The organism is Actinoplanes auranticolor, assembly GCF_018332655.1.
Lineage (GTDB): Bacteria > Actinomycetota > Actinomycetes > Mycobacteriales > Micromonosporaceae > Actinoplanes > Actinoplanes auranticolor.
The window spans coordinates 1-16,743 of record NZ_BOQL01000009.1 but is presented as its reverse complement, the minus strand read 5'-3'; the positions used below and the strand labels follow the sequence as shown (position 1 = coordinate 16,743).

Annotated in this window: 18 protein-coding genes; 8 read left to right on the top strand and 10 right to left on the bottom strand. The window is 71.0% G+C overall.

The features are described 5' to 3' along the window. Window positions 1-11 precede the first annotated feature (11 nt). The 3 genes from Aau02nite_RS04595 to Aau02nite_RS04585 all read left to right on the top strand — a co-directional run bounded on the left by Aau02nite_RS04595 (window position 12) and on the right by Aau02nite_RS04585 (window position 5,616). Window positions 12-2,066, top strand: coding sequence for a DNA gyrase/topoisomerase IV subunit B (locus Aau02nite_RS04595; RefSeq protein WP_212987051.1), 2,055 nt, complete (start codon window positions 12-14; stop codon window positions 2,064-2,066). Between the two features lie 55 nt (window positions 2,067-2,121). Beyond that, window positions 2,122-4,644 (top strand): DNA gyrase/topoisomerase IV subunit A, encoded by a 2,523-nt coding sequence (locus tag Aau02nite_RS04590; RefSeq protein ID WP_212987050.1) that lies wholly within the window; start codon window positions 2,122-2,124, stop codon window positions 4,642-4,644. Window positions 4,645-5,058: 414 nt separating this feature from the next. Then, the gene (locus tag Aau02nite_RS04585) at window positions 5,059-5,616 is read left to right on the top strand and encodes a dihydrofolate reductase family protein (RefSeq protein WP_212987049.1); all 558 of its coding nucleotides are present in this window, start codon (window positions 5,059-5,061) and stop codon (window positions 5,614-5,616) included. Between the two features lie 61 nt (window positions 5,617-5,677). Here the strand turns inward: Aau02nite_RS04585 and Aau02nite_RS04580 are convergent, their stop codons facing one another. Genes Aau02nite_RS04580 through Aau02nite_RS04565 form a run of 4 tightly spaced genes read right to left on the bottom strand, consistent with a single transcriptional unit; the run spans window position 5,678 to window position 8,537 of the window. Continuing rightward, on the bottom strand, window positions 5,678-6,214 hold the full coding sequence (locus tag Aau02nite_RS04580; RefSeq protein ID WP_212987048.1) for an ATP-binding protein: 537 nt from the start codon (window positions 6,212-6,214) through the stop codon (window positions 5,678-5,680). Between the two features lies 1 nt (window position 6,215). Continuing rightward, the gene (locus tag Aau02nite_RS04575; RefSeq protein WP_212987047.1) at window positions 6,216-7,052 is read right to left on the bottom strand and encodes a HEAT repeat domain-containing protein; all 837 of its coding nucleotides are present in this window, start codon (window positions 7,050-7,052) and stop codon (window positions 6,216-6,218) included. Window positions 7,053-7,089: 37 nt separating this feature from the next. After that, window positions 7,090-8,142 carry a hypothetical protein gene (locus tag Aau02nite_RS04570; protein WP_212987046.1) on the bottom strand — a complete coding sequence of 351 codons (1,053 nt, stop codon included), beginning with the start codon at window positions 8,140-8,142 and terminating at the stop codon, window positions 7,090-7,092. 53 nt (window positions 8,143-8,195) lie between these two features. After that, complete coding sequence (locus Aau02nite_RS04565) at window positions 8,196-8,537, bottom strand: PadR family transcriptional regulator (protein WP_246594897.1); 342 nt, start codon at window positions 8,535-8,537, stop codon at window positions 8,196-8,198. Between the two features lie 124 nt (window positions 8,538-8,661). Between Aau02nite_RS04565 and Aau02nite_RS04560 the strand changes: the two genes are divergently transcribed. Beyond that, entirely contained in the window at window positions 8,662-9,234 is a 573-nt protein-coding gene (locus Aau02nite_RS04560; RefSeq protein WP_212987045.1) for an SRPBCC family protein, read from the top strand. Between the two features lie 117 nt (window positions 9,235-9,351). Continuing rightward, window positions 9,352-9,915, top strand: coding sequence for a hypothetical protein (locus tag Aau02nite_RS04555; RefSeq protein WP_212987044.1), 564 nt, complete (start codon window positions 9,352-9,354; stop codon window positions 9,913-9,915). Between the two features lie 2 nt (window positions 9,916-9,917). On the opposite strand, the gene Aau02nite_RS04550 is transcribed toward Aau02nite_RS04555, so the two are convergent. Together Aau02nite_RS04550 and Aau02nite_RS04545 are read right to left on the bottom strand one after the other, a co-directional pair. Further along, entirely contained in the window at window positions 9,918-11,201 is a 1,284-nt protein-coding gene (locus tag Aau02nite_RS04550) for a serpin family protein (protein ID WP_212987043.1), read from the bottom strand. Window positions 11,202-11,223: 22 nt separating this feature from the next. Further along, complete coding sequence (locus Aau02nite_RS04545; RefSeq protein ID WP_212987076.1) at window positions 11,224-11,796, bottom strand: alpha/beta fold hydrolase; 573 nt, start codon at window positions 11,794-11,796, stop codon at window positions 11,224-11,226. A gap of 139 nt (window positions 11,797-11,935) precedes the next feature. On the opposite strand from Aau02nite_RS04545, the gene Aau02nite_RS04540 reads away from it, so the two are divergent. Continuing rightward, complete coding sequence (locus Aau02nite_RS04540; RefSeq protein ID WP_212987042.1) at window positions 11,936-12,592, top strand: hypothetical protein; 657 nt, start codon at window positions 11,936-11,938, stop codon at window positions 12,590-12,592. Here the strand turns inward: Aau02nite_RS04540 and Aau02nite_RS04535 are convergent. Together Aau02nite_RS04535 and Aau02nite_RS04530 are read right to left on the bottom strand one after the other, a co-directional pair. Next, window positions 12,564-13,199, bottom strand: a complete 636-nt coding sequence (locus Aau02nite_RS04535; RefSeq protein WP_212987041.1) for a maleylpyruvate isomerase family mycothiol-dependent enzyme — start codon at window positions 13,197-13,199, stop codon at window positions 12,564-12,566. The two genes, Aau02nite_RS04540 and Aau02nite_RS04535, sit on opposite strands and share 29 nt — an antisense overlap. 69 nt (window positions 13,200-13,268) lie before the next feature. Continuing rightward, window positions 13,269-13,712, bottom strand: a complete 444-nt coding sequence (locus Aau02nite_RS04530) for a MarR family winged helix-turn-helix transcriptional regulator (protein ID WP_246594896.1) — start codon at window positions 13,710-13,712, stop codon at window positions 13,269-13,271. A 72-nt stretch (window positions 13,713-13,784) separates the two neighbouring features. Between Aau02nite_RS04530 and Aau02nite_RS04525 the strand changes: the two genes are divergently transcribed. Further along, the gene (locus tag Aau02nite_RS04525; RefSeq protein WP_212987040.1) at window positions 13,785-14,159 is read left to right on the top strand and encodes a cupin domain-containing protein; all 375 of its coding nucleotides are present in this window, start codon (window positions 13,785-13,787) and stop codon (window positions 14,157-14,159) included. Window positions 14,160-14,233: 74 nt separating this feature from the next. Here the strand turns inward: Aau02nite_RS04525 and Aau02nite_RS04520 are convergent, their stop codons facing one another. Further along, window positions 14,234-14,443: a hypothetical protein gene (locus Aau02nite_RS04520; protein ID WP_212987039.1), complete on the bottom strand. Its 210-nt coding sequence runs from the start codon at window positions 14,441-14,443 to the stop codon at window positions 14,234-14,236. A gap of 55 nt (window positions 14,444-14,498) precedes the next feature. Continuing rightward, window positions 14,499-15,329 carry a class I SAM-dependent methyltransferase gene (locus tag Aau02nite_RS04515; protein ID WP_212987038.1) on the bottom strand — a complete coding sequence of 277 codons (831 nt, stop codon included), beginning with the start codon at window positions 15,327-15,329 and terminating at the stop codon, window positions 14,499-14,501. Window positions 15,330-15,454: 125 nt separating this feature from the next. Between Aau02nite_RS04515 and Aau02nite_RS04510 the strand changes: the two genes are divergently transcribed. Then, the gene (locus tag Aau02nite_RS04510; RefSeq protein WP_212987037.1) at window positions 15,455-16,714 is read left to right on the top strand and encodes an ROK family transcriptional regulator; all 1,260 of its coding nucleotides are present in this window, start codon (window positions 15,455-15,457) and stop codon (window positions 16,712-16,714) included. Window positions 16,715-16,743: the final 29 nt, after the last annotated feature.

Genomic DNA, 16,743 nt, shown 5'->3' with positions numbered 1-16,743 from the left:
AGTAATACCTCGTGACTGCGCAACCAGAGATCCTCTACGGGGCTGATGACCTCACGCACCTCGAAGGACTCGATGCGGTCCGCAAGCGGCCGGGTATGTACATCGGTTCCACCGACAGCCGCGGCGTCAACCACCTCGCCAACGAGATCCTCGACAACGCCACCGACGAGGGTGTCGGCGGGCACGCCGAGCACGTCGAGGTGATTCTGCACGCCGACGGCTCGGTGCAGGTCGACGACGACGGCCGCGGCATCCCGACCGACATCAACGCCAAGTCCGGCCTCAACGGCGTCGAGCTGGTGCTCACCCGGCTGCACGCCGGCGGCAAGTTCGGCGGCTCCGGCTACAAGACCTCCGGCGGCCTGCACGGCGTCGGCGCCTCCGCGGTCAACGCCCTGTCCCTGCGCTTCGACGTGACCGTCCGGCGCGACGGCAAGGTGCACGAGCTGTCCTTCCAGCGGGGCGTGCCCGGCGTGTTCGCCGGCCCCGGCCCGGACGCGCCGTTCCAGACGCAGAGCGGCCTGCGCGTGGTGCGCAAGATGAAGCGCGGCGAGCGCACCGGCACCTCGATCCGCTACTGGTACGACGCGCGGTACTTCGAGACCGGCGCCCGCCTGGACGTCGACGTGGTGCGGGCCAAGCTGCGCAACACCGCGTTCCTCGTCCCGGGCGTCGCCTACGTCCTGCGCGACCACACCGGCGAGGAGCCGGCCGAGGAGAAGTTCCACTATCCGCACGGACTCACCGACATGGTGGAGTTCCTCACCCCGGCCGGCGACAAGCCCGTCTCCGGGATCCTGATGGTCGCCGGTGAGGGCACCTACAAGGAGAACGCCGCCGACGCCAACGGCGTCATGCAGTCCAATGTCGAGCGCAAGGCCCAGGTCGAGGTCGCGTTCCGCTGGGGCACCGGCTACGACCGCACGGTGGAGTCCTTCACCAACACCATCCGCAACGTGCACGGCGGCACCCACCGCAAGGGCTTCGAGCGGGCCCTGGTCCGGGCGCTGGGCGACGCCATCCGCAACGCCCGCGGGCTGCTCAAGCCCAAGGAGGACGTGCCGGTCCTGGACGACCTGCTGGAGGGCATGACCGCGGTGATCCACGTGCGGGTGCCCGAGCCGCAGTTCACCTCGCAGACCAAGGACGAGCTCTCCACCGCCGGCATCACCCGGGTGCTGCAGACCCTGGTCGAGCAGCACCTCAAGGCCTGGATCGACGACCGGCGCACCAAGAGCGAGGCCCGCACGGTCCTGCAGAAGGTCGTCGACGCCGCCCGGGTCCGCCTGACCCAGAAGCAGCAGAAGGACGCGGCCCGCCGCAAGACCGCCCTCGAAGGCGCGTCCATGCCGCCCAAGCTGGTCGACTGCCGCTCCACCGGCATCGGCCGCAGCGAGCTCTACATCGTCGAGGGTGACAGCGCGCTCGGCACCGCCCGGATGGCCCGCAGCTCCGAATACCAGGCGCTGCTGCCGATCCGCGGCAAGATCCTCAACGTGCAGAAGGCCAGCCTGCAACAGGTCCTGGACAACGTGGAGTGCTCGGCCATCGTGCAGGTGCTGGGAGCCGGCTCCGGGCGCACCTTCGACATGAGCACGATGCGCTACGGCCGCGTCATGATCATGGCGGACGCGGACGTCGACGGCTCGCACATCCGCACCCTGCTGATCACCCTCTTCGCCAAGTACATGCGCCCGGTGATCGAGCAGGGCCGGCTCTTCGCCGCGATGCCGCCGCTGCACAAGATCACCACCAAGGGCCGTAACCCCGAGACCATCTTCACCTACACCCAGCAGGAGATGGAGGCCGCGCTCACCCGGCTGGAGCGCGCCGGTAAGTCGCTCGCCCCGGTGAGCCGGTTCAAGGGTCTCGGCGAGATGGACGCCGACGAGCTGTGGGACACCACGATGAACCCGGCCACCCGCACGGTCCGGCGGATCACTCTCGACGACGCCGAACGGGCCGAGGCGACGCTGGAGCTGCTGATGGGTGAGCGGGTCGAGCCGCGCAAGAACTGGCTGATCGAGGCGGCCGGCCGCATCGACCAGGAAACGATCGACGCCTGAGCTGACCCGCAGCGGAAACCCATGCAAGTTCGTCCTGAGAGGCTTTTCTTCAGACATGGCACGCCGCAAGAACGAGCAGTCCCGGGTGGACCTGTCGGCCTTCGACCAGGCCGGCGCCCGGGTCATCGACAACCCGCTCACCACCGAGGTCGAGGACTCCTACCTGGAGTACGCCTACTCGGTCATCCACTCGCGCGCCCTGCCGGACGCCCGCGACGGCCTCAAGCCGGTGCACCGCCGCATCCTGTGGTCGATGCAGGAGCAGGGCCACCGTCCCGACCGGGCCTACGTCAAGTCGGCCCGCGTCGTCGGTGACGTGATGGGCCGCTACCACCCCCACGGTGACCTGGCGATCTACGACGCGATGGTGCGCCTGGCCCAGGACTTCTCGCTCAACGCGCCGCTGATCGACGGCCACGGCAACTTCGGCTCGCCCGACGACGGCCCGGCCGCCTCGCGGTACACCGAGGCCCGGATGTCGCGCGAGGCGATGCTGCTGGTCGGCGAGCTCGGCGAGGGCACGGTCGACTTCAAGCCCAACTACGACGGCTCCGAGCTCGAGCCCAAGGTGCTGCCCGCGGCCTTCCCCAACCTGCTGGTCAACGGCACGTCCGGGATCGCCGTCGGCATGGCGACCAACATGATCCCGCACAACCTGGGCGAGGTCGTCACGGCGGCCCGGCACCTGATCACCCAGCCGGAGGCCGACCTCGACGAGCTCATGCGGTTCGTGCCGGGCCCCGACCTGCCCACCGGCGGGCAGCTGCTCGGCCTGGACGAGGTGCGCCGGGCGTACGAGACCGGCCGGGGCGTGGTGCGGATGCGGGCCCGCGCCCAGACCGGCCCGCTGGAGGGTGGCCGTGGCCGCCAGGCGATCACCGTCGTGCAGCTGCCGTACGGCGTGGGCACCGAGAAGATCATCGAGGCGATCACCGACGAGGTGAAGGGCAAGCTGATCACCTCCGGCCCGCGCAAGGGCCAGCGCCAGCCGGCCCGGCTGCAGGGCATCGCCGACGTCAAGGACCTCACCGACCGCGAGCACGGCATCCGGCTGGTCATCGAGTGCAAGGTCGGCGTCAACCCGCAGGCCCTGCTGGCCGACCTCTACCGGCTGACCCCGCTGGAGTCGTCGTTCGGCATCAACAACCTGGTCCTGGTCGACGGCCAGCCGCGGACGCTGGGGCTCAAGGCGCTGCTCGAGGTGTTCCTGGCCCACCGCTACGAGGTGGTCACCCGGCGGACCACGCACCGGCGCACCAAGCGCCAGGACCGCCTGCACCTGGTCGACGGCCTGCTCATCGCCCTGATCGACATCGACCGGGTGGTCGCGATCATCCGCGGCAGCGACGACGCCGCGGCCGCCAAGGCGGGCCTGATGAGCGAGTTCGGGCTCAGCGACATCCAGGCGACGTACATCCTGGACACCCCGCTGCGCCGGCTCACCCGCTTCGACCGCATCGAGCTGGAGACCGAGCAGGAGCGCCTGCGCGGCGAGATCGCGGAGCTCAGCCGGATTCTGGACAACGACGACGTCCTCAAGCAGGTCGTCTCGGACGAGCTGGCCGCGGTGGCCTCGGAGTTCGGCGTCGCCCGGCGCACCACCCTGATCGACGGCGACCTCAAGGAGGTCCTCGCGGCGTCCGCGCCGGCCGGCCCGCTCGAGGTGGCCGACGACCCCTGCCAGGTCATCCTCTCCGCGACCGGGCTGATCGCCCGCACCGCGGCGGAGAGCGAGGAGGCGACCGAGGGGCGCCGGCGCAGCGGCCGGGTCAAGCACGACGCGGTCCGCTCGGTCGTGCACTCCACCGCCCGCGGCCGCGTGCTGCTGGTGACCAGCACGGGGCGGGCGTTCAAGGTGGACGTGCTGCCCCTGCCGGTCCTGCCGGAGCAGTCCGGCACCGTCTCGGTGCGCGGTGGCATGTCGGCCTCCGAGCTGATCCCGCTGGAGCCGGGGGAGAAGGTCGTCGGCCTGGCCCCGCTCGGCGCGACCGGCTCACCCGGTCTGGCCCTGGGCACCCGGCAGGGCGTGGTCAAGGTCTGCACCCCGGAATGGCCGGTCCGCTCGGACGAGTTCGAGGTCATCACCCTCAAGGACGGCGACGAGGTGCTGGGCGCGACCTGGCTGACCGACGGCAGCGAGTCGCTCGCCTTCGTGTCGTCGGACGCCTCCCTGTTGCGGTTCCCGGCCAAGCTGGTCCGGCCGCAGGGGTTGAAGGGCGGCGGGATGGCCGGCATGAATCTGTCGTCCGGGGCTGAGGCTGTGTCGTTCAATGCGGTGAGCACCACCGATCCGCAGCATGGGGAGCCGATGGTGGTGACGTCGACCGGCACTCAGGTGAAGGTGACGCCGTTCGGGCTCTATCCGGCCAAGGGGCGGGCTACCGGCGGGGTCCGGGTGCAGCGGTTCCTCAAGGGGGAGACGGCTTTGACTGTTGCCTGGGTTGGGCCGCGTCCGGTTGGTGCCAGTGCTACCGGTGATCCGGTTGAGCTTCCTGCGGTTGATTCTCGGCGGGACGGGTCTGGTGAGGCCGTTCTCATGGGGCCTCAGATTGTTGGGCATCTGATCGAGCGGGGTTAGTTCTTTTTCTTGCGATGGGACGGTGGAGGGCCGGGGGTGACCAAGACGGCTGGTGGAGCGTTTTTATGCCGTTCTTGGTCACCCCCGGCCCTCCACCTTGCATGGTGGCCTGTTGCGGCAAGCGTTTGGTTCTTCGCTGCTGGGCGGCTCGCTTTGTGGGCGGTCCCCGTGCGGTAGCGGTCTGGCTGCCGCGCTGTGGATTTTGCCGGGGATTTTGTCGGGCAGGCGGGCCTGGGTGGTGGGTCGTGCGGACGTACCTCGCCGGTTGCGGTGGTGGTTGGCCGGGCTGGTGCCGGTTACGCGGTTGGCTGGAGGCGCGTTGCCGGGCGGTGACGGGGTGCGGGTTCCTTGAGGGGTCGGCGCGCCGCTCGTCGGGGCGTTGTGATGCTGTCGTGGGTCCTAGACTCGGCGGCCATGGGACTTCTTACCTTCAGCATCAACGTCACCCTGGACGGTTGCGTCGATCATCAGGAGGGGATCGCTGACGATGAGACGCATGCCTTCTTCACCAGTCGCATGGATGAGTGCGGGGCGATGCTGTGGGGGCGCGTCACCTACGAGATGATGGAGGGGCACTGGCCGGCCGTCGCCCGCGGCGACGTGGACGCGCCGCCTGCCATGCGCGAGTGGGCGGCCAAGCTGGAGGCCAAGCCCAAGTATGTGGTGTCGTCGACGCGCAAGGACTTCCCGTGGACCAACAGCCACCACATCGGTGGTGATCTGCGCGAGGGCGTGCAGGAGCTCAAGGACGCGAACCCGGACGGGGTTCTGCTCGCGAGCGGCAAGCTGGCGACCGAGCTTGATCGGCTGGACCTGATCGACGAGTACAAGTTGCTCGTCCAGCCCAGGATCGTCGGCCATGGCCCGACCCTGTACCAGGGCGGGCTGCCCGCCACGCGCCAGCTCGAGCTGGTGTCGGCGGAGCCGCTCCGCAACGGCGTGATCGCCGTGCACTACCGCCGCGCGCGCTGAATCACCGGAGTCCATCGCCGCCGGCTCACCAGGGCGACGTTCTCGTCGTGCTCGCCCCGGCTCAGGAGACTGAGGGGGGCCAGCGGTGGTGGCGCCAGGTGGCCCAGGTTTCGAAGCCTGGGGGCGGGGCGTCGATGGGTTCCGTGCCGTTCAGTTCGCCCGGGGTGGGGATTTCGATGGCGGCGGCCCATTCGGCGAGTTCCTCGTCGGACATCGGCCACGTGGTGTGGGGGGCTTCGGCCTGGCGGCGGTCGGCTCGTTTGCGCTGTTCGGCCAGGGGCAGCTCGAAGTAGTGCAGTTCTGCGTTCGCGCCCAGGTCTTTCGCTGCCTGGCGGAGCGCGGAGCGTTCGTTCCGGCTCCAGAGGCCGTAGTCGATCACGACGTTGGTGCCCAGTTCGAGAGCTCGCAAAGCGATCTGGATGAGTCGTCCCTCGATCACGTCGCCGGCCAGGGGTGGGTTTTCGTGGCCGTAGAGGGCTTTGATCCATTCGTCCTTGGTGAGGCGGAGCGCTTGCTGCTCGACTTCGATGCGGCGGGCGGCGGTGGTCTTTCCCGTGCAGGGGAGTCCCACGGTCAGGAACAGTGTTGGTCTGCCCATCTCAGCTGCCTTGCGGTGGCGCGGTCTGGAGGGCTGTTTCGCGTTCGGCGATGGCGGTCTGGATGCGGCGCAGGGTGCGCAGGGCCTTCTTGGCGGCTGCGCGGACTTCGCCGTCGAAAACGGTGCTGCCGCGGTCGGTGGCCATCAGGCGTTCCAAGGTGGGGACTGCCCGGTCGTCGCCGGTGGAGCCGAGTGCGACGGCAGCCCAGTACCGCTGGTCCGGGTCCGGGCTGTCGGCCGCGGCCAGCAGGCGGGGCACCACCTCCGGCGCGAACTGGGCCAGCGTGCTGGCCACGTAGCCGATCCGGGGGAAGCGCCGGTGCTCGAACTCGTGCCACAGCGCTTCCAGCGCCGCGTCGCCGCCGATGCGGGCCAGGGCGTCGGCGGTCCGCTGGCGCAGCCAGTCGGCCTGATCGCCGAGCAACGGCCGCAGCGCCGGGACGACCGAGGCGTCGCCGAGGCGGCCGAGCGCGGTCACCGTCTCGCCCCGGACGATCCACTGCGAGTGGTCGAGGAGCGTGATCAGCTGGGGTACGGCGGCCCGGACGTCCATGGCCGCACAACCCATCGCCGCCCAGGCCTGGCAGTTGTACCGGGTGTCGGCGAGCGCGGCGAGCAGCGGCTCCTGCAGTCCGGCATCCGCGAACACAGCCGCCTGGTTCATCGCCCGCGAATACAACGACCGGTGGAAATCCCGGTAGTCGCGGACGAGCGTGTGCAGCGCCGCGATGGCTGACTCGTCACCCTGCGTTCTGGCCCGGTCGAGCAGACGGTGCACATGTGTTTCGCGGGTCTCGAGGTCTCCCGATCGAAGGCCCTGCAGGTCAGCGGGATTCACCGCCCGACCATACGCGCCACCGCCGGTTCGTCCGCGCTCAGGCGGTGGTGGACGTGCGGGCGGGTGCCGGGCGCGGCCAGACGCAGCCCACGATGATGGCCAGGATCGGCACCAGGGACAGGATGGCCAGCGGCTCGGCCCCGTACATCACGAAGCCGCCCCAGTACACCGAGGGCCCGGGGCCGTTGCGATGGGTGTTGGCCAGCAGGGATCCGGTCGCGGTGGGGATGTTGCCCAGGCAGGCCGGGGCGAGCATCAGCAGCGTGGCGACGCAGAGTCCCGAGTACACCCGCTGCATCCGCGGGCCGTAGCGGCGCATCCGGATCGAGGTGCACAGCCCGAAGAGCGCGCCGAGCAGCATGCCGGCCAGGCCGCCGAGAATGGTGTCGCGCAGGTGGCCGGGCGGCTCGGCCCACATCAGGTCGAAGGTCAGGGCCGGGGCGATCTGCACCGCGGCGAGGTAACCGGCCCGGGTGCCGGTCACCTCGGCTTTCACAAGGGGCGACGTGCTCGACCCGGTGCGGTGGACCTTGGTCTGGACGTTCTGCCAGCCCTGTGCCCGCATCCGCTGGTGGACACCGGCGACGACCTGCTCCACCGTGGCACCCGGGGGCACGAAACCGGTCACCGACGTCCTCCCGACGCGTACGCCGGTGCCGCCGTGCAGGGTGTTCTTGCTGTACGGGTTCCAGAAAGTGCTCCGCCCGAACTGGCCGGCCCTGTCCTCGAAGGGAAAGGGCAGCACCGTAGGAGCGAGACTGATCGCGGTGGCCTTGTCGGGCGCCATCGGGTCCACGTCCCGCCAGGCCAGCCACGAGCCGAGCGCGATACCGCTGAGCCCACCGAGGACGGCGGCGAACGCCGCGACCACGAACGCCCGGCGTCCGGCCTCGGCGACCCGTCGGCTTAGCCCGTGTCGGAGCAGGAACGCAGCCTCGCGGGCGGCCGGACGGGACCGGTGGGGATCCGCGGCGTCGAGCAGCGTCGCGATGATCTCCGGGCCGCGTTCCCGTCGGTAGGCGCGGGGGTAGGCCATCAGCCACCGACGGTATCCGCGGGCCAGCCGGGTGGTCCGGATGTCGTCGGGCATGGTGGTTCCTTCCGCTGGTCAGGGTGTGGGCCGGGGTGATGCCATCAGGTCGCTCAGGCCGGGCTGGGAGCGCCGGCGGGACCGGCTCCGCGCAGCCGCTGAGTCACCATCCGGGCGTCGCGTTGCATCTGCTCGGCCTCGGCGGCCAGCGCGGCGGTGCCCGTAGCGGTCAGCCGGTAGTAGCGACGGAGCCGGCCGTCGACGGTCTGCTCCCGGTCCACCTCGACCAGGCCCTCGTCGCTGAGCCGGTCGAGCGCCGCATACAGCGTGCCGGCGGCGAGGTGCACGCTGTCGTCCGACAACCGCGCGACTTCTTTGATCACCGCGTACCCGTGCAGCGGACCCAGGGCGAGCGCCGACAGGATCAGAAAGGTCGGACGCCGCATGCCTGCCATGGCGGCCAATATACAGATGATCGGGCTATCGGGCATCACCCGAGACCCTCGTCAAGATCGAGCAGCGCCGGGAGGTCTACGGCCTCACCCTGACCGCGGCCGAGGCCCACAGCGAGGAGGGAAAGTGAACGTCGCCGTGAGCGGCCATCTGACTGTCCCCCTTCCGCCTGAGCGCGCGTTCGAACTGTTCACTCCGCGCGGCGAGCAGCGATGGGTGGCGGGGTGGCTGCCCCGTTTCCCGGCCGGCCCGGCCGACGAGTCCGCACCGGGAACGGTCTTCGAGACCGACGCGAACGGTCGCCGCACCACCTGGGTGGTGACCGACCGAACGCCCGGCCGCCGGATCCGCTACGCCCGCGTAGTGTCCGGCGACAACGCCGGCACTGTCACCGTGGAGCTGGCCGGTGGCACCGCCGGCACCAGCGACGTCAAGGTCACCTACGAGCTGACGGCGCTGACCGAGTCGGCCGCGGAGGAGCTGCGTAACTTCGCCGCCCGATACCCCGACATGCTGCGTCAGTGGGCCGGCGCCGTCACCGTGGCCCTGACTGATCCCGCACAGCTTCACTTACGAAAGCCGGGTCCCCGTTCGGCCTTCCAGATGGCGTGGTCGAGCAACCACGGTGTGACCGGCCTGTGGAGGCGTACCGTCAGCTCCCGTGCAGCCCCGATCAGGATGTCCTGGACTCCGTCATGAGATGGACGGCCGCCGCGAGGTCGGTCTTCCGGCCCACATCGCCGACATCACCCGAACGGGAACGGACATCGGTCCGCGCCGGGCCCGGTGGTGGACCGCGGCTTCTACCGTCGAGGGATGACCAAGATCCCGACCGGCGCCGCCTGGCGCCCGTATCTGCGCACGCTCGCCGACGCCGGACTCGATGTCGCATCTGTCGGCGCCTGGATTGCCGCGGCCGAGCTGCCCCCGGCCCGTCGCCGTCTCGCTCGTGGGGCGGTGGCGGCGATCACCGCCACCGTGGCGATTCCGGGGATTCGTGCCGTTCGTTCCGCCGCGGGCGCCGACGAGCCCGCCGTCCCGGGGGCCGGCTCCGGGCTTCCCTACGTCGATGTCGGCATCCAGCTGCCGGCCGACGATCCGTCCGAGGATGACCCGTCGCGGCGTCGGCGAGCTGTCCTGGCCGGTGCTGTCGGTGTGGGCGTGCTGACCACCGCCGTGGCTGCCTCGGTCGGCGTCGCCTTGGCGGGCCGGCAGTTGGAGCGGCGCTGGCTGGCGCGGCTCACCCGGCACGGGCACCCGCACCCGCACCGGGCCCTGGCCCTGCGGATGGCCGGGCTGTACGCGGCGTTGACGGTGCCCAGCCGGCTGATCGTCGTCCGGCAGGGCGCGAAGGCCGGCCGCCGGAACGCCGGTGGCTGAGCTCAGGCCGGCGCGGTGACCAGCGGGTCGTGGACCCGGCCGATGAACAGCGGTACGCCGCTGGACCGGTCGTGGATGATGTAGAGGAACGGGCGGTCGGCGAAGAAGTCCGGCCCCCGGGGGATCGAGGGCGGCCGGACGATGACCGCCGACGCGGCCGCCGCCTCGGTGCCTTTCTCGTCCACCGCGATGAACGTCTCGTGCGCCACGTCGTCGATGCGCAGGGACGGCTCGTCGCTCATGCCGGTGAAGTCGGCCCGCGACGAGAACGCGGTCGGCATGCCGAGTCCGCTCAGGACGGCACCGAGGCCGGCCGGCAGGCGGAACGTCCACCTCGGCAGTCGCAGCTGCACTGTCTCGAACCGGAATCCGCGCAGCAGCGCCCCGAGCCACGCCTCGTCGAGGCGCGCCTCGACCGCGGCGAGATCGTCCCGGGCCGGCAGGACGATGGCCATGGCCAGGCCGCCGCCCGCGAACGGCACGTCGACCGCCCGCCAGCCGTCCCCCTCGAGGTAACCCATCGGGTCGAACGGCCCGCGCATCATCGGCACCTCGACGACCCGGCCGTCATCGCGGGTGAACGGCGCCGCCGCGGTTGCCGGGGCACTGAACGGGTAGGCCCAGGCCGCCCGCAGATAGGTGGTGTTCGTCAGGATCAGGGTGGTGTGGGGGCTGACCGAGCCGGACTGCAACAGCTCCGGGATCTTCGCGTTGGTCCGGTCCGACACCCAGGTGTTGATCTCCTGACGGGTCGCGTCCGTCGCGCCACGGAAGTCGACCGGGTGCGGCGCGGCGCCGTAGTAGCCGGCCAGCGTGTCCCGGAAAGCCGGGTCCAGGTTGAGCCCGAGCCGCGTCCACAAGGCGTTCGCCGTGACCATCTTGGGCTGCTTGATGCCGTCGCCGTCCCGGTAGCGACCCATCAGCGCCTGGTCGACGGTGTTGAGCCCGCTGTCCAGCGCGACGGGACGCGGATGCGGTGCGTGCAGCACGGCGTCCATCTCGTCCGCCGTGGTGGAGCCGGCGCCGGCTCTGGTCATGGCCAGGGCGAGGGCGACCGAGTACGGCGCACACACCACGTTGGCGCCGGCGGCGGCCGAGCTCAGTGACCGGAACAGGTCGGTGGTGAAGCCGCGCACGGCGATCGCGGCGGCCTCGGCCGAGGCCGGATCGGGCGGTACGCGTTCCGGGTCCGAGGTTGCGGTCAGCCGGCCGGGGAGCTCCGGAACGGCGGCCAGAGCGGCGGCGGCAAGGGGCACCGTCCGCAGGACAGATCGACGCGACACCATGCAGCGACGGTAGAATCGAAGTTCACCAATGTCTAGGGGGGCTGGGCGCGGATGTGCCGAGCAGTGTGTCGAAGAACTGCTCCATGGCGGTACCCACAGCTCCCAGCACCTCGGCGTAATGGCGCACGGGTCCGGGCACTCGCAGGCTGTGGTCCGCGCCCGGGATCGTGAGCGTCTGCTTGCCGGTGGCTTCGGCGGCCGCCCGAACCCACAGCTGGTCCGCGGACCCGCCGATCAGCAGCGCGGGCGCCGGGCTCGCGGTGATGGACTCCACGATGGATTCGTCCGTCAGAACCGGCGTCAGCCATACGGCAGGCAGCCCGCGCTCGGCCACCAAGGCCGCGGCGTACGAGCCCAGCGACTTTGCGATCACCACAACGGACCCCCGCGGCTCGGCCTCTTGGACGCGATGCAGCCCGGCCGTGACATGGGCCCGGACGAACGGTTCCGGACCGATCTGCAGCAGTCCGGAGGGAACAGCCCACGTGATGTGCTCCACGGCGCACTGCCGGTCGGCCAGCACCGCATCGGCCAGATCGAGAAGCGGCGCCTGCGTCGGATAGGCGGCCCCCGGCACCAGAACCCCCGTTATCACCACGCCACCGTAATTCCTGTTGTCCACTGCCCGTTTCTCGGACGCGGTCACCCGCGCCGCTCGGTCGGGTTACGGTCGGAGCCGGCGCGTTCCCGCGGGATCCGCGCCCGTCAGAGCGGCACTCCGGTGGAGGTCAGGCATGCGGGTCGTCGTCAATTTGATCTGCTTCCGGAAATACATCGCGGGCCGCAGATTCCTCCGTGCGGTCCGGCAAGCGATCATTGCCAGCCCCGGCGGCGCCGATGTCTACGTCTACCCGTCCGCCACCGATGAGCGTGACGAGGGGTTCGCCGGCCGGGCCGAGGTGCTGACCGCCCTCGCCCGGCCGGCGGATCTCACCGTCATCTCCGGCCACTGTGCCCCCGATGCGTCCGCCCGGGGGAAGTTCTCCGCCTGGTGGATCGGGGAGAAGGTCGCGCCCTCCACGCCGGACGAATGGTTCTACCTGAATCAGGTGGGGGACCACGGCATCGGTGCGACCACGGGCCTCCTGCTGGACTGTTGCAACGGCGGGCATGCCGACTTCTTCGCCGAGCTGGCACCGCATCTGCGGCCGGGCGTCGCCTGCCTGGGCATGTCCGGGACGATGTACCTCGAGGACTCGCGGCAGTTGATTCTCCCGATGTTCCGGGAGCTGCTCGCCGCGCCCGGTCCGGATCTGGGACAGGCGCGCGTCGCCGAGGTCATGCGGGCCGTGGTCGACCCGGTCGGTGCGGGCCGCAGGACGAACGTTCCCCACGTCCGGCGCGCGCCCGTCGCCGGAGAGGTCATGACCGTGGCTGCGCCGCTGCCGTGAAGCGGTGGGCGGCGTCGCCCTCCAGACGTCCCGGGGGCAGGGAGCGGCCGCAGACCGTGAGCAGGAGGTCCTGGGCGAGGCCCCGTACCGGTGTGCCCGTGCCGTAGGTCCAGTCCAGGTCGGTGGCCTCCAGGCGTACCCCGGTCAGGTCCGTACCGAAGAACGCCAGGTTCTCGGTCCGCAGGTCGCCCAGCACGAGCGCGACGCGCTCGGGCGGTGGGCGACGGTCCAGGCCGAGGCCGACCGTGATGTCCAGGCCGTGGATGACGTCGTGCGACAACGCGCCCACGGGGCCGCCGCCGGGCGGGGTCCACGGGTGGGTGATGTTGTCACGCAGCGAGGCGAGCAGTTGCCCGGGTGACAGCCGGGCGGTGTCGCGCCGGGCCCGGCGGTCCGCCATCCGGTTGATGTCGCCGCGGGCTCTGGCCAGTTCCAGCGCCGCGCGGACGAGGGACATGCGGAACGGAAGAGTCGTGTGGGCGATGACCTCGCGGACCCGCCAGCCGGCGCACAGGGTCGGGGCGTTCCATTGCTCCGGGGTCAGGGTGGCCAGCAGGTCGGCCTGTTCGGTGCGTTCTGCTTGTACCGCGGCCTGGACGTTCGGCATCTCGTGTCTCCTGTTCGCAGTGCTTTCCAGGAGTACGGATCGGGCGCGGCAAAGTAATCGGGTGCGGGCTCACCAAGTGCGGCGCAGGCGGCCCGGAGTGGCGATGCGGGACAGGTCGGCGCGCAGAGCGGCCAGGCGTTGCGGGCCGAGGGCGTCGGCCCACGGGCGCAGCACTTCGATCGCGGCCTCGTCCGCGGCCCGGGTGCAAGCCCAGCCCTGTCGGGTCAGCACGATCAGGCGGGCGCGGGCGTCGGCCGGGTGCGGGCGGCGTTCCACGTATCCCTTGGTCACGAGCTCCTCGACCAGCTGACTGGCCGCCTGTTTGGTCATGCCCAGATGCTCGGCGAGCTGGCCCACCGTCGCGCCGTCGTGGGACAGGCGGGCGAAGGCGAAGCCGTGCGCCGGGCGCAGGTCGGCGAAGCCCCGGGCCCGGACGCCGGCGTCGATGGCGTCCACCAGGGCGCCGGCCGCATTGAGCAGCAGCACCGGCAGGTCGAGGAGATCACGGTCCACCGGAGGAGTTTGACAGACCGGTCAAGCTGCTTGACTATTTAGTCAAGCAGCTTGACTACTTGGGGAGGCACCATGTCCGTCATCCGTGAGCAGGACGCCGTCGCGCATCAGTTGCACGGCGCCACCTTCAGTTCCTTCGTCGCGCCCTCGTCGGGCAGCAGCGAGCTCTGCGCCTGGCGGCTGGAGGTCGCGCCCGCCACGACCGGCGTGCCGCACCGGGTGAACCGCGAGGAGGTGCTCCTGGTCCTGACCGGTGAGCTGACGGCGACCGTCGACGGCGTCGGCACGGTGGTGCGCTCCGGTGACGTGGTCTTCGTGCCGGCCGGGGCGAGCTTCGCGCTGGACAACACCTCGGGCGCGGCGGCGACCGCGTGGGTGACGACCACCGTGGGGCTCGAGGCGCTCCTGGCCGACGGCTCGTCGATCAGCCCGCCCTGGGTGCGCTGACCGCGGCCGGACAGCAGAACGCCGCCATGCGTCCCGGGCGGGACGGTGGCGGCGTTCGGCGCTGGTGGAATGGTCTACTTCGAGGGCTCCGGGATGTCGCAGGTGATCTTCGGGTTCACACCCAGCCAGTTGAGCGGTCCGGCGACCACCGTGACGATGACCGTGCCGGCTTCGGCACAGCTGGCGTCGCCGGTGTCCTTGAAGTATCCGCGCTCGAACGCGGCGACGGCGCCGAGGACGAGCCAGATGATGACGATGACTCCGCCGATTGATCCTGCGCGCATCGGGGGCTCCTAGGTCGTGGGGACTGGCCGCGAAATACCCCGAATGCTGCGATCTTTAAACGGAGACGCGGACCGCCTGCAGGGTATAGCTGTGTGGCAGCCGCTGCGGACGGTCGGTGAGCTGCCATTCGCCGTTGCCGAGCTGATGCATCTGGCCCGGCATCGCCTCCCACGGCACCGAGAGGTGTTCGGCCAGCCCGGTCACCGCCATCCCCGCCTCGATCAGCGCGGTGGCGACCTCGCCGAGGCCGTGGTTCCACTCGTGGGTGGTGTTGTGCCCGAACTCGGCGTCGGTCTCGACGTACGTGCCGCCCTCGGTCCAGACCGTCGGCTCCGGCTGCTCGAAGTACGGGTGCTCCAGCGTCAGCAGGCCGTCCGGCCGGGGGTCGGCCAGCGCCCACAGCACCGGGTGGCCCTCGCGGATGAACAGCCGGCCGCCCGGGCGCAGCAACTGCGCCACGACCTGGGCCCAGCGGCGGATGTCGGGGAGCCAGCAGAGCGCCCCGATGCCCGTGTACACGAGGTCGAAGCCGCCGCGTCCGAGCTTGTCCGGGGCGCTGTAGACGTCCGACTCCACGAACTCGACCGGGGTCCCGGCCTGCTCCGCGATGCGCCGGGCCTCGGTCAGCGACGCCGGGGAGAAGTCCAGCCCGGTCATCGTCGCGCCGAGGCGGGCGAGCGACACGGTGTCCGTACCGATGTGGCATTGCAGATGCACGCCGCGCAGGCCGCGGACGTCACCCAGCAAAGGCAGGTCGAAGCGGACCACGTCGCTGAGGTGTGCCGGGTCGTCGGCGAAGGCGGCGACGCGGTAGTCCTTGGAGGCCGCGTGCGCCGCCGCGCGCTCGTCCCAGTTCGCGCGGTTCAGGACCTGATATTCGTTCACGGGGCCGACCGTATCCCAGCCCCGGGCAGGTCACGAGGTGGTTTCCCGGCCACCCGTGCCACATGATGTCAGTGGCATAGCGTTAGATGGCGGGTCGACGGGGCTGAATGCGAAGGCGGTAGGGGTTGGAGACCAGGCGTACGACGGTGCGGGACGTCCGCCGCGCGAACCGGGCCAGCCTGCTCACGGACCTGTTCCACGGCGGCCGGCAGAGCCGGCAGGAGCTCGGTGACACGACCGCGCTGAGCCAGGCCAGCGTGAGCAACCTGATCGGCGAGATGATCGACGAGGGCCTGGTCGAGGAGGCCGGCCTGGTCGGTTCGGACGGCGGGCGGCCCCGCGCGCTGCTGCGGGTGGCTCCGGGGTACGGCTACGTCGCCGGCGCCGACGTCGGCGAGACCCGCCTGCTGGTGGAGCTGTACGACCTCGCGATGTCCCGGCTCGGCGTGGCCCAGTTCTCCCTCGGCGACGACGGCCCGGACCCGCAGGTGACCGCGGCGAAGCTGCTCGAAGGGCTGGCGGCGGTCATCGCCGAGGCCGGCATCGAGCGCTCCGAGGTGCTCGGCTTCGGCGTGGGCGTCCCGGGCGTGGTCGACCACGCCGGTGGATCGGCGGTCGTGCACTCGCAGACCACCGGCTGGGACGCCGTACCGCTGGGCGAGATGTTGCGAGCCGGTACCGACGTGCCGGTGTTCGTCGAGAACGGCGCGAAGACCCTGGGTCAGGCCGAGATGTGGTTCGGTGCGGGCCGGGGCGCCCGGCACGCGGTCATCGTCATGGTCGGCACCGGCGTCGGCGCGGCCGTCGTGATGGACGGGCGGGGCTACCGCGGCGCGTTCAGCAACGCGGGGGAGTGGGGCCACACCACCCTGATGTACGACGGCGACGTCTGCCGCTGCGGGGCGCGGGGCTGCCTGGAGGCGTACATCGGATCGGAGACGGTGATCGCCCGGCTGGCCGCGGCGACCGGTCAGCAGCCCGATCCCAAGCTGCTCACCCGGATGCTGGCGGCCGACGGCACGCTGGACGAGCCGGCCCAGGCGGTCATCACGCAGACCGTGGGTTATCTGGGCGCCGGCATCGCCGGACTGGTCAACCTGTTCTCGCCGGAGCGCATAGTGCTCGGCGGGCCGGCGGGCTTGGCGCTCGGAGAGCGCTTTCTTCCGGACATTCGCGCCGCAGCCGCCCGAAACGCTCTGCGGCATCCGTACTCCCGGACCCGCATCGACCTGTGCCAGCTGGGCCCGGACGCGGTCGCGATGGGTGCGGCCACCCTGCCGATCGGCCGGCTGCTCGCCGACGGCGGCCTCCCGGCGACCCCCGGCCTCGCGGCGCCGATGTCCCGCGCCGCCCACCGCCGAGCCCTGAGCCGCGGCCGCAGCTGACGACGCCACGGCCGGAGCTGACGACGCCG

Bases quoted from the DNA above. Each gene is read 5' to 3' on its own strand.
- Aau02nite_RS04590 (WP_212987050.1), top strand. From the start codon at position 2,122: ATGGCACGCCGCAAGAACGAGCAGTCCCGGGTGGACCTGTCGGCCTTC.
- Aau02nite_RS04585 (WP_212987049.1), top strand. From the start codon at position 5,059: ATGGGACTTCTTACCTTCAGCATCAACGTCACCCTGGACGGTTGCGTC.
- Aau02nite_RS04580 (WP_212987048.1), bottom strand. From the start codon at position 6,214: ATGGGCAGACCAACACTGTTCCTGACCGTGGGACTCCCCTGCACGGGA.
- Aau02nite_RS04570 (WP_212987046.1), bottom strand. From the start codon at position 8,142: ATGCCCGACGACATCCGGACCACCCGGCTGGCCCGCGGATACCGTCGG.
- Aau02nite_RS04565 (WP_246594897.1), bottom strand. From the start codon at position 8,537: ATGGCAGGCATGCGGCGTCCGACCTTTCTGATCCTGTCGGCGCTCGCC.
- Aau02nite_RS04555 (WP_212987044.1), top strand. From the start codon at position 9,352: ATGACCAAGATCCCGACCGGCGCCGCCTGGCGCCCGTATCTGCGCACG.
- Aau02nite_RS04550 (WP_212987043.1), bottom strand. From the start codon at position 11,201: ATGGTGTCGCGTCGATCTGTCCTGCGGACGGTGCCCCTTGCCGCCGCC.
- Aau02nite_RS04540 (WP_212987042.1), top strand. From the start codon at position 11,936: ATGCGGGTCGTCGTCAATTTGATCTGCTTCCGGAAATACATCGCGGGC.
- Aau02nite_RS04535 (WP_212987041.1), bottom strand. From the start codon at position 13,199: ATGCCGAACGTCCAGGCCGCGGTACAAGCAGAACGCACCGAACAGGCC.
- Aau02nite_RS04525 (WP_212987040.1), top strand. From the start codon at position 13,785: ATGTCCGTCATCCGTGAGCAGGACGCCGTCGCGCATCAGTTGCACGGC.
- Aau02nite_RS04520 (WP_212987039.1), bottom strand. From the start codon at position 14,443: ATGCGCGCAGGATCAATCGGCGGAGTCATCGTCATCATCTGGCTCGTC.